This window comes from Arcicella aquatica (genome assembly GCF_034928825.1).
In the GTDB taxonomy this organism is placed as follows: Bacteria; Bacteroidota; Bacteroidia; order Cytophagales; family Spirosomataceae; genus Arcicella; species Arcicella aquatica.
Genome location: NZ_JAYFUL010000080.1, coordinates 1 through 11,771, shown reverse-complemented (window position 1 = coordinate 11,771; position 11,771 = coordinate 1). Strand labels below are relative to the sequence as shown.

Annotated in this window: 9 protein-coding genes; 2 read left to right on the top strand and 7 right to left on the bottom strand. The window is 35.8% G+C overall.

What is annotated here, in order from left to right; translation table 11 throughout:
• Window positions 1-166: 166 nt before the first annotated feature.
• The 3 genes from VB264_RS24510 to VB264_RS24500 form a co-directional block, all read right to left on the bottom strand.
• The gene (locus tag VB264_RS24510) at window positions 167-1,933 is read right to left on the bottom strand and encodes an STN and carboxypeptidase regulatory-like domain-containing protein (RefSeq protein WP_323253981.1); all 1,767 of its coding nucleotides are present in this window, start codon (window positions 1,931-1,933) and stop codon (window positions 167-169) included.
• 35 nt (window positions 1,934-1,968) lie between these two features.
• Window positions 1,969-3,027, bottom strand: a complete 1,059-nt coding sequence (locus VB264_RS24505; RefSeq protein ID WP_323253979.1) for a FecR family protein — start codon at window positions 3,025-3,027, stop codon at window positions 1,969-1,971.
• Window positions 3,028-3,143: 116 nt separating this feature from the next.
• The gene (locus tag VB264_RS24500) at window positions 3,144-3,716 is read right to left on the bottom strand and encodes an RNA polymerase sigma-70 factor (RefSeq protein ID WP_309921097.1); all 573 of its coding nucleotides are present in this window, start codon (window positions 3,714-3,716) and stop codon (window positions 3,144-3,146) included.
• Window positions 3,717-3,936: 220 nt separating this feature from the next.
• Between VB264_RS24500 and VB264_RS24495 the strand changes: the two genes are divergently transcribed.
• Window positions 3,937-4,311, top strand: a complete 375-nt coding sequence (locus tag VB264_RS24495; protein WP_323253976.1) for a DUF423 domain-containing protein — start codon at window positions 3,937-3,939, stop codon at window positions 4,309-4,311.
• A gap of 108 nt (window positions 4,312-4,419) precedes the next feature.
• Here the strand turns inward: VB264_RS24495 and VB264_RS24490 are convergent, their stop codons facing one another.
• The 4 genes from VB264_RS24490 to VB264_RS24475 all read right to left on the bottom strand — a co-directional run bounded on the left by VB264_RS24490 (window position 4,420) and on the right by VB264_RS24475 (window position 9,316).
• Window positions 4,420-5,442, bottom strand: coding sequence for a hypothetical protein (locus tag VB264_RS24490; protein ID WP_323253974.1), 1,023 nt, complete (start codon window positions 5,440-5,442; stop codon window positions 4,420-4,422).
• A 42-nt stretch (window positions 5,443-5,484) separates the two neighbouring features.
• Window positions 5,485-6,735, bottom strand: coding sequence for a rod shape-determining protein RodA (rodA, locus tag VB264_RS24485; protein WP_323253972.1), 1,251 nt, complete (start codon window positions 6,733-6,735; stop codon window positions 5,485-5,487).
• Window positions 6,736-6,859: 124 nt separating this feature from the next.
• Entirely contained in the window at window positions 6,860-8,896 is a 2,037-nt protein-coding gene (locus tag VB264_RS24480) for a penicillin-binding transpeptidase domain-containing protein (RefSeq protein ID WP_323253970.1), read from the bottom strand.
• Between the two features lie 207 nt (window positions 8,897-9,103).
• A complete protein-coding gene (locus tag VB264_RS24475; RefSeq protein WP_309921110.1) occupies window positions 9,104-9,316 on the bottom strand; it encodes an AtpZ/AtpI family protein in 213 nt (70 codons plus the stop codon).
• Between the two features lie 176 nt (window positions 9,317-9,492).
• On the opposite strand from VB264_RS24475, the gene porW reads away from it, so the two are divergent.
• On the top strand, window positions 9,493-11,652 hold the full coding sequence (gene porW, locus VB264_RS24470; protein ID WP_323253968.1) for a type IX secretion system periplasmic lipoprotein PorW/SprE: 2,160 nt from the start codon (window positions 9,493-9,495) through the stop codon (window positions 11,650-11,652).
• Window positions 11,653-11,771: the final 119 nt, after the last annotated feature.

The following is an 11,771-nucleotide window of genomic DNA, read 5'->3' as shown; positions in this document are numbered from 1 at the left end:
AGGTCAAAGATTTAAATTGCCGTGGGTTGTTGCGAGCTTTTTCGTAGGCTGTCATAGCTTTTTGTACAAAGTTCGCACGCACACACGACAATATAAATAATTAGTATTCAAAATGTCTAGTTATTAAAATAATCACAAATATTCGAAATATAATAAAATAGTAGCATTATTTAGAGCGAATTCTTAAACCCATTTGAAAACCAAGCCAAAAGGTAGAATGGTCTGTAGAGAACAGAGGAGTATAGCTTGGCATACGGCTGAATGGTTTGCCTTGCCAAGTATTGAAGTTGTATCTGTCGATAAGAAGTGCTTTGAATGATGGGCCAAAGGTAATAGCCGCATTGCGGGCAATTTGTTTTTCAAAACTTATATCAAATTTATACAAAGCCCCTACATTCGGATTAAAGGCATCGTATTCTACTAACACATTGGCCACTAAATCTGTATTGAGCATCCATCCGTGGCTCATTTCATAGGCACGCCCAATGCCATATCCAGCACTAAAAAGCTCTCGGGTTCTGAGGAAATTATAACCAATCGTTAGAATATTATAAAACTTTCTTACCCCTGTTTTGAATGTTACGCTTCCTGTTTCATTTTCATCAATCGTTAATTCCAACCGTTTATAACCATCTTTTGAACTAACAAAGCTTAATAATCCAAAAGGGGTTGATTCTGATGTTTCACTAATATTCAATAACCCTATTTGCTTTCCTTTTTTCCCCACATCTTTAGCAAAGTTGATAAGACCCACTTGCCAACCATTAGAGGATTTAGCTACTACATTGATACCATCACTCAATTGTAAGCCTTTATCTAAGCTACCAGCAATATTCAGCAAGGAACTCACCTGTACACCTCTTAGCTGGCCCCCTACAATATTCCCTAACCCTGCTATTTGTAGACCATTTGCATCATGATGAATACCATTTAATAACCCACCTATTTCTAGCTTATTCACGCCACCAGAATACCCCATCAGGATATTCACTGAAAAATCGTTTACGATACTTCCAGAAAGTAGGCGATTGGTTCCTAAAAAAGGGAGTAATGATATTTGAAGTCTTTGATTAAGGGTATCATTGATGTTAAAGGCATTGATACGTTGGCTTCGTCTGACAAAGAATTTTCCAACGCCATCTTTAAACCTTTCCCAGTCTGTTCTATAAGCCAAGGAATCGAAAGGCACAAAAACAGGATGAAAACTTTCGTCGCCAGCAGCATCTACAAAGGGAGGGCGATTATCTTTAAAGACAGGGGCAGATTCAATTAACTGGTTTCTTTTTTGAAACAACTCCATTTGTTCAATCGAGTTGTCATCAAAAGCTGATTGATAAGTCAACTCTTTTTTTTCTGCCACTAGCTCAATATTGAGGTAATCATTCTGAGCATTTTTGATGAAAACTATCTGATGTTCATAGCCTGGTTTTGAAATACTCAACCGAATGGGAAATTTCTTAGTAGATAGCTTAATTTTATAAAAGCCAAATTGATTAGAAATTGCCGAGGCTAAACTGGTTTTCTCATAAATACTGGCATCTGGCAGTTTTATGCCTTCATTGGGGTCTACGATATAGCCACTTAATACAAAATGTAAGTTTTGATTTTCTGTAATATTTTTCTGAAGAATAACATATTGTCCACGTACTTTGTAGCTAATAGAGGTGCCAAAAATTTGTTTTAGCACATCCCGTACTGGACGGTTGGTAACAGCCAAATCTATTCGCCTGTCACTATCAATCAAATTAGAATTATAGGAAAAATTAAAACCTCCTTCACTAGCAATGATATCTAGCACTTGGGTAATTTTATCATTATTGAACCTAACACTAATATTTCGTTCTAAAATAGGGATTTGTCCTAAAGAAGAATGAGTAATTAACAGTAAAAAACAAATATTTAAAGCAACGTATTTAAAATAATAAGCTATCATAGTGGAACGATTTTCAAATCGTTATTCAATCCATTCTACTGACAGCCTTCGCCTTGAAGCACGATTGAATCTCCTTTTTTGGTAATTTTCAGGTTAAAGGTTTCGGAAATTATGGTGAGAATATTATCCAAACTTTCTTGCTGGAAGGTGGCAGTCAGTTTACAGTTTTTAATTTTATCTTGCTCAAAAACAATACTTTTTCCAAAATTGTCTGAAAGCAATTGTGCTACTTCATCTAAACTAGTCTCTTCAAAATTAAACGATTTTGTTTTGTAATAAAGTATGTTTTCGTCAACATTTATCGATTTTACAATAACATCTTGTTCTTTTGAAATTTCAGCTTTTTCGCCTTTTACTAGAATAACCTGCTGAGTATTTTTCGAAAATTGTACTTTTCCTGTATTCACTACTACTTGTACCTGAGCATCATACGCTTTTACATTAAATGATGTCCCTAGTACTTTTATATCCGTACCATTAGCATGGATGATAAAAGGATGGGCTTTGTCATGGTGTACTTCAAAAAAAGCTTCTCCTGTTAGTTTCACTTCTCTGGTATCTCCTTCAAAATTCTCGGGAAAACTGATTGTTGAATTTTTATTTAAAAATATTTTTGTTCCATCAGCTAAAACTTTTTCTGTAGGAATATTACCTGTTTGAAAAGTTAGCAATGTAATGTCTGGCTCGGTATTCTTCTTCACCAAAAGTACTCCTCCGACGATGAAAATTAAAACCGCTGCAATTTTGAGGAAATTATTAAAGACAAGATTGATAGTATTTGACTTTCTTCCTTTCAATGGGTGTTTACTACCTCCACTTCTATGGGGCAAAGGTTTTATATAATCTGATTGATCAGCCGTTCTCTTTATTTTATCTGAGCCAATACCGAGTTTTGCCCAAGCAGTATCCACATCAACTACTTGTTGCGTATTTAACAAGGCACTCTTTTCCCAGATAATACTTGTATGTTCGAAGGTTTTTTGATTATCATCCGACAAAGTAATCCACTCATTTACAGCATCAGCTTCCTGACTATCAGCTTCTTCTGCAAGGTATTTTGCCAGTAAATCGTCTATGTTTTCTTCGTTAATCATCTTAAACCCAAAGGCTTTTATGTATGTAATTTTAGTGTTTGGTTGTTAAGCAATAGTTTTGAATAGATAGAGATTTAGATTTTTTTATCACATTAAGTGTCTGTTTACTTGTTATTCTAGTAGAAAAGTACCCAAAATAGTAATAAAGGCAAATAATCTGCCAATTCTGTCCGCATAATTTTTAGTGCTTTTCCTATTTGATTTTCTACTGTTTTGATAGAAAGCCCCAATTGGTTAGCTATTTCTTGATACTTCAGTTCTTCAAATCTACTCATTTTAAAAATAAGTCTGCATTGTTCTGGCAGTTTTTCTAGTGCTTCAGCTATGCGGATTTCAAGTTCGTTTTTATCTAGTAAATCAGTGGCAGAATCAAACGTATTTTCTATAAACTCTCCAACGTGTTGACGATATACTTCTTGTACTTTAAGGTGTTTTATACGATTTAAACAGGTATTATGAACAGCTCGATAAAGATATGATTTTAAAGAAACTGTTATTTCTATTTCTTGGCGCTGTTCCCAAAATTTCAGGAAAACGCTTTGCACTATTTCTTCAGCATCATCCATGTCTTTTAGGATGTTGCAAGAATAGTTGCATAAAGCCTGATAGTGCTTTCGAAACATCGCTTCAAAAACACGCTCATTTCCTTGTCGGATGGCTAACAAAATATCAGAATCAGTGAGTTGCAAAATTTCAAGAGGTTATTTTCCGTAGAGTTACTCTCACAAAATTACAACTCTTACTTGACATTTTTAGTGATGACAACTAAAATTGGTTAAACCCCTATTATAAAAATGATGATTGGTCAAATTATCCTTTAAAGCATCATAAATATTCAAGTAATTATCATTGAAACTCTATTTTTCATTGCGTTCTTTGTAGAATATTTCTCTTTTATCTAGCAAAAATATGAATAGATTTTTTTTACAGGCTGGTACTTTACTTGCTGGTCTTTCGGTAGCATTAGGTGCTTTTGGAGCCCATGCTTTTAAGGCTGTCTTGGAAGCAGCTAACCGAACAGATACTTTTGAAACGGCGGCTCGTTACCAAATGTATGGAGCTTTAGCGTTAATTTTAGTAGGAATTTTAACCGATAAGATTTCACACAAATTCTTGAATTGGGCAGGATATTCGTTGCTAATCGGAACACTTATTTTTGCAGGTTCTCTTTATCTGATATGTGCTACTGGTATAACGATGTGGGGAGCAATAGCGCCCATTGGAGGTACGGCATTGATAGTGGGTTGGATATTCGTATTTTTAGGCGTCTCGAAAAAGGTGTAAACCTGACATTCAACCCTTTACTATTAGCTGGTGACTTAAGTCACCAGCTAATAGTAAAGGTATTTTATCACTAGGGAGGGACTAAAGTCCCTCCCTAGTGATAAAGTTTTACTGCATCCTTACTTGTTCCAAGCTTACCCAAACAATTTCTCCCATTGTTCTGCACTTCAAGAATTGGTCGGAATCATAATATTTTGCTAACTCGTTTTTAAGTTGCTCCGTATTTTCTAGGGTTGATATATCATCTTTTGCCATAATAGCCATTAATTCATACACTCTTTGGCTTTCTACTTTCATCCTTTTTGAAATCAGCGAGCGTTCCTCTATTTGGTACTGCTTTACAGATTCGGGCGTCATGTGACGCATACCCATTTCAATCAAAGGATTATTCTGTTTAAAATATTGTGGCATATAAACAGTTCGTTTCCCTTCGTAGCTCTGTTGGTCAAAATCAATCGATCTTATTCTAAAATATACTTCTTCAAAATCCGGGGTAATTTCTACTACGAAGTTTGAAGAGTGCATATCTCCTAGTAACAGCACCAAACATCTTTCATTAAACTTGACAAATTCTTTAGCCAAACGGATTTCATTGATGTTGGGGTCGCTTAGGTAATTCTTGAAAAACTGATCACCCGGAATCCCTGCAATGTGTTCTTCAACCAATGAGTTTTCGAAAGTAAGATAATTGATTCTGTTCGGCGAAAGCAGGTGTTCTAATTCCATTCCATAAACTCTGGAACAGTCGGCTCTTTTGATATAAAAATAATCGAAGTTATCGTTTACCCTATTTACGATACGTATCCTAAAAGGCTGTGTATTTCCATAAGTACACAAATCTATTCTATCAACAGTGAGGTGCTTAATTACCTTTTCATCTCCATCTGTTTTTAAATCCGCATAAATTTTCTTCAATCCTTCATAAACATGTTCAATCTCGGAATGTGGAAAAAAAACGGTAATCCAAAAAGTATCATTCCCAAATTTATCATACAAACTTATCGAACTTTCAAAGCGTAATAAATCAGCATATTGAATTGGCATTTTAATCTCCCGACCATATTTTGTTAAATATTTTCTGAGTTGGAGATTAATCTTGAAGGGTACTTTCTTTTTAGATATTAATGCCATGTTCTAATGAAATTAGCTGTAAATAATAAGGCTACTATCAATTTACCACCTAGAAAGAACTTGTGTACGATGGGCATCTATTTTCAAGAAGATAAATAATAAAATTGAAAATGACCACAGCGACGACCCACCATAGCTAAAAAACGGAAGAGGAATACCAATAACAGGCATTAATCCGATAGTCATGCCTATGTTAACCATAAAATGGAAAAAAAGTATGGAGACCACCCCATAGCCGTAGACTCGGGCAAACCTAGATTTCTGTTGGTCGGCCAGATAAGCGACTCGAAGCAGCAGTGCCAAGAATAATCCCACGACCAGTAAGCTACCAAGAAAACCTTCTTCTTCACCTACTGTACAGAAAATAAAGTCGGTGCTTTGTTCGGGTACAAAATCAAATTTTGTTTGTGTTCCTTGTAAATATCCTTTCCCAAAAAGTCCACCAGAACCAATCGCAATTTTGGCTTGGCGAACGTTATAGCCTGTTTTTTTCCTATCAAAATCAGGGTCAATTAATACTTTTATTCTATTTCGTTGATGTTGTTGCAATACATTATTAATAGCCCAGTCGACCCCCGTAACGAACAGCCCCATCACAACAGCAATGCCTATGATGGTAATGATATTTTTTGTTTTACGTTCATAACGAGGCATTATTAAAATAACAATACCTACTAACACAGCTAAACCAATATAGATTTCCCATTCTTCAAAAATCAAAGACAACACAAACAATATAATCGTGGAAAGAAAAACAGCAGGATAAATCCCTGGAAGTCCTTCGCGATATAATAAAATCATGAAAGAGGCAAAGACTAGGGCAACGCCTGTTTCGTGAGAAGCCAGAATAAGGATGGGAGGAATTAAAATAATCAATGCTACTGTAAACTGGTCTTTAAAACGAGTCAGGTTCACCATAGGCGTACTTATGTATTTTGCCAATGCCAAAGCCGTAGCCATTTTGGCAAACTCTGCTGGTTGTAATTGAAACCCTCCCACCCTAAACCATGAATGCGAGCCTTTTACCTCAGTCCCGACCAACAACACCAAGATAAGCATAAAGATAAAAAAGCCGTAAATAAAGAATGCGAAAGTATCGTAAAAGCGATAATCAATCACCAAAATGGCAATAATGAGTAAGACCGTTGTACCAATCCAGATAAGTTGCCTACCAGCGTTGGTATCAAAAAAGCCAGCATCTCCAATCCAAAGTGGGTTTTCAGGATTATAGATGGCCGCATAGATATTAAACCAGCCTACAGTTACGCAAACGATAAAAAGTAAGACTGTCATCCAGTCTAAATTTTTTGATATTTTTTCTTGCCTTGCCAAGTTAAGTTCGATGAATTAAGTTATACAATTAACATTGTACAACGGTATTTTTAGGAAATGGGAAAATCGAGTCTGAGCATATTTTTCAATGCGCTACTTTCTTTTTCTCTACTGGTTTGATATTGGTTGTAGTTTTCTTGGGACTCATCGGGATTTTTACTTCATTCGTTTTTGGTGAACCTCCAAGTGGTAAAGTGATGGTTGTAGGGGTTGTTAAAAATAATTCCTCATCTACTTTCTGTGCGGTGTCGGGCTTCATTTTCGTTTTTGCTTTTGATGCCATTTCATTTCTCACAGTAAGCATATTCGGATAACTTTTATTCATCCATTTCGTTTCAATGGCTTTGCGGTCTACATGCCCTTTGATATATTTTTCAATACACAAAGACGCGATTGGTGCGGCGTGCGCTCCACCAGACCCAGCGTTTTCTACAAAAACGGCAATAGCAATTTTGGGGTTTTCTTTAGGTGCAAATGCAATGAAGATAGAATGGTTTTCTCCATGTCGGTTTTGTGAGGTCCCTGTTTTTCCACACATTTGAATATCATTCATTCTACCGTCTCCTGACACTGTTCCGTTGTTTACCGCCAGTACCATTCCCTCAATTACTGTATTAAAGTGGCGTTTGTCAATTCCAACAGATATTTTCTCTTTATATTTTGGGTCAATTGCTCCAAATTCATCTACCCCTTTTACTAAATGTGGACGAATATACCAGCCTCTATTAGCAATAATAGCTGCAACATTTGCCATTTTCAAAGGGTTTACGATAATTTCACCTTCGCCGATACTATTACTAGCGATGTTCGAGAACTTCCATGAAAGTTCACGTTTGTACTCTTTGTTGTAATACTTTACATCTGGTAATTTACCTTTTTTCTCGTTTGGCAAATCAATATCTAATAATTGCCCTATACCAAACTTCGCTACCATTTCATCCCATTTTTGTAAACCCAGTGCAGATTTTTTGAAAACATTTTTCTCATCGTTATTATAAATCATTCGCTTATAAGTCTGATAAAAATATGGGTTACAAGAATACTGAATCGCTTTTTGAACATCGCTAGCCACGGGGTGATTGTGGCTACAACGAATGGGCGAACCCGCATGTCCAAACCCTGTTCCCGGACTAATTACCCCCATTTGTAGTGCTACCAATGCTTGTATAATTTTAAAGGTAGACCCCGGACGATAATAAGCACTCGGTGGACGATTCATTAAAGGGTGAAGCGGGTTCAGGTTTAAGGTTTGAAAGTACTTTGAAAAAGTACGCCCTGATAATTGACTTGGGTCATAGGTTGGAGCAGACACCATCGCCAGTACTTCGCCCGAGCTTGGCTCTATCGCTACTACACTACCCACTTTGTGTTGCATCAAACTATCAGCATAAGCTTGTAGGTTAATATCTATTGAGCTCAATAAATTTTTACCTGCAATAGGGTTTTTATCAAAAGCACCCCCTTTAAATGGGCCTTTTTCAACTCCCCTACTATTTACCATCATATACTTGATGCCCCTTTCTCCCCGAAGGTCTTCTTCATAAAACCTTTCAAGACCTGTTACGCCAATATAATCTCCCTGTCGGTAGTATTCGTCACCATCTTCTTCTAACTTTTCTAAGCGCTCAGGGCTAATTTCACCTACATATCCTAAAGCGTTTGCCATGGCTTTTGAATCATACGTACGAACGGCACTTAGTTGAAATTCAAAACCAGGGTAATCTACCATAGCATCTTGTACTTTGGCAAAATCTTCACGAGAAAGCTGTCTTAAAAAAAGAGAAGGACGCACAGGCGAATATATCCTTGCTAAGTGCGTAAGGCTATCGAAGCTCTGGCGGGTAATGCCAAAAATGCTACAGAATTTTAAGGTATCTGCAACTTTAGCTTTTTTAGGAGTAATGTATAAATCATAAACCACCGTGTTGCTCACGATAAGTTTCTTATTTCTATCATATACCAAGCCTCTGAAAGGAGATTGAATTATCTTTCTGATGGCATTATTTTCGGCATCTAATTTATAGGTTTCATCTACTACTTGCAGGAAGAAAAGCCTACAAATATAAATTAGTCCGATAAGTATGAAAAAGCCCTGAATAAATCGTTTTCTTAGTTCGTCCACGAGTAATAAAATATTTATATAAATAAGCCCAAAGGCGAATAAATGTCTATGTTTTTAAATCATGATAGCATTATTGGCACGTATTCTAAGTAGAATTCACACAAGAATTCTATTGGAAAAACAATACCAGAAATCATTATACAAAATTTGTTATTTTTCGGGAATTTATCAATGAAAGGAGCAAATGAGTTGTAATATTTTGATAAATTATTCTTTGGGTAAACCTTTGATAAAAAGGTACATTCCTCCAAATATAAAAAACAAGGAACAGCCAATGGTAAACCAAGGAGTTTTCATCATCATTTTTTCATCAAGCCATCTTCCTAAAAATACACCAGTCGCTATTGTTACGAGCATTTGCATACCCGCTCCCATATAACGCATGTATTTATTGTTATTATTTTGAGAATCGTCTTTCATGATATTAATTAAATTTGAAATCGAACAATTAAAAAATGGACTACTTGACAAGCTCAATAATGAATTTATATTGCTCTGGGTGTTGAATAATTTAAAAAAATAGCTTTAACATAAAAACTGATACTAATTTTACGTAAAGTTGCGTTTCTTTCACGGTTTCAGCATTAAAAATTTCTATGAATAAATATTTTATTTTATATATCGCTTGCCTTTTCGGTGTTTTCATACTGGGTTGTTCTCAATACAGTAGCTCTCCGTTGAGCGTAGGCTTTCATAATGTTAATGCTAAGTATAATGCATTGTTTCAAGCAAAAATAAAATTCAAAGAAGCAGAATCATTAATTTTTGATGCTCGTCAAGATAATTACTCACAACTTCTTCCGATACTTCTGCCTATCGATTCTCTGTCGGCACAAACTGTTAACGAACAATTAGCTGCTGTTATTAAAAAAGCCTCTTTGGTTGCCGAGCGTCATCAAAACTCAAAATGGCTAGATGATGCCTATGTAATGATAGGAGAAGCCAGACTATTGAAAGAAGACTACAAAAATGCTATCGAGACCTTCAAGTTTGTTAATACAAGTGCTACTAGCGATGATGCCCGAGATGCAGCCCTGATTGGGTTGATGCGTGCTTATACAGAACAAGGCGAATATCAAACGGCTCTTAGAGTAGCTGAAATTCTTCGTACAGAACCATTGAATAAAGAAAACACGGTAGGTTTTTACTTAACAAAAGCATATCTCCATCAATTAAAGCAAGAATACAAAACATCTGTCGCTATTCTTGAAGAGGCGTTGCCGCTCATGCCTAAAAACGAAGAAAAAGCTAGATTGTTTTTTGTTGCAGGACAATTGTATGAATTAGTAAATAATCCACAATTAGCCTCTCAGAAATATGCTAGTGTTAGTAAAAACAGACCATCTTATAACTTGGATTTTTATGCCAAGCTCAACAAGTCTTTGGCATTAGGACAAACCGATAGCTTTCAAAAACTGTTGAAAGACCCTAAAAATAAAGATTTGCAAGACAAGATTTATGAAGCCATGGCAACTGCTGAAATCAGAAAAGGGAATACACAATCTGGCTTAAGATTCTTGCAATCATCTGCAAGAACGAACCAGAATCCTCAGCAATTAGCCTTTACTTACCTAAGGCTTGCTGATTCTTATTACAACCAAATGGGAGATTATGAAATGGCTTCTGCTTATTACGACAGCACGGCGATTTCACTTCCTCAACAAGACCCTCAATATAAACGGGTAATTGAGAAGCAACGTTCTTTAGCTGATTTTGTCATTCAAACAAAAATCATCAGAACAGAAGACTCCCTACAGCGTTTAGCTAAAATGAATCCTGCTCAATTAGACAAGGTTTTAGACAAGGTATATTCAGACCAACAGGCAAAAGAAGAAAGTCAGAAAAGAGCTACAGAGATAGCCAATAAAAATAAACAATTACAAAATAAAAATGTAGCCAATACCTTCAACGACCCTAATAAACCAATGTGGTACTTCAATAATCCCATTGCTATGAGCCAAGGAAAAACGGCCTTTATAGCACGATGGGGCAATAGGGTTTTGGAAGATAATTGGCGAAGAAGCACCAAAGACAACGTACTTTCTTTTAATAGTAGCAATGCTTTGAGCAATCAAAATATAAGTAACACTCTCAGCACAAACGTCGGAGATTTGAATGCAAACAACTCAAGCAATGATGTGATGAAAACGGCTATAGCGTCACTAAAGGCTAAAATTCCATTTTCTCCAGAAGCACTGCTTGCTTCAAGAAAAAGACAAGAAGAAGCCACTTTTGCATTAGGGAAAGTGTATAAACTCAATTTGAACGAACCTAAAAATGCTACGATTACTTTTGAGAAATTCTTAAAGAATTTTCCTACTTCTAGCCATGAAGCAGAGGTATTGTATCTATTATGTTTATTAAACGAAGACAATGCGGGAGTATATGCTTTTTATAAAAATCAGTTGATGAGTAAATATGCTGACTCTTATTTCTCAAGATTATTGATACGTAGCCAAAATGAAAGTTTAAGCACAGGCAAAGAGTCGGAAGTACAAAAGTTATATGCAGAAGCCTATAATTATTATGTGCAAAATAATTTCACTAACGCCATGGGCATTGTTGAAAAGGGGCTAAAAGAATATCCGAACAGTCAAATTGAGGACAAATTGGTATTTTTAAAAGCTGTTCTTTTCGCTAAAACACAAGATACGAAGGCGTATCAAACGGCTTTAGAAAACTTTATTTCCGATTACCCTAAAAGTCAGTTAATTTCTTTAGCCAAAGAAAGACTAGCAGCTGTGGGAGCGAAATAGTTAGTGATTTAGTGATTTAGTGATTTAGTGATTTAGTGATTTAGTGATTTAGTGATTTAGTGATTTAGTGATTTAGTGATTTAGTGATTTAGTGATTTAGTGATTTAGTGATTTAGTGA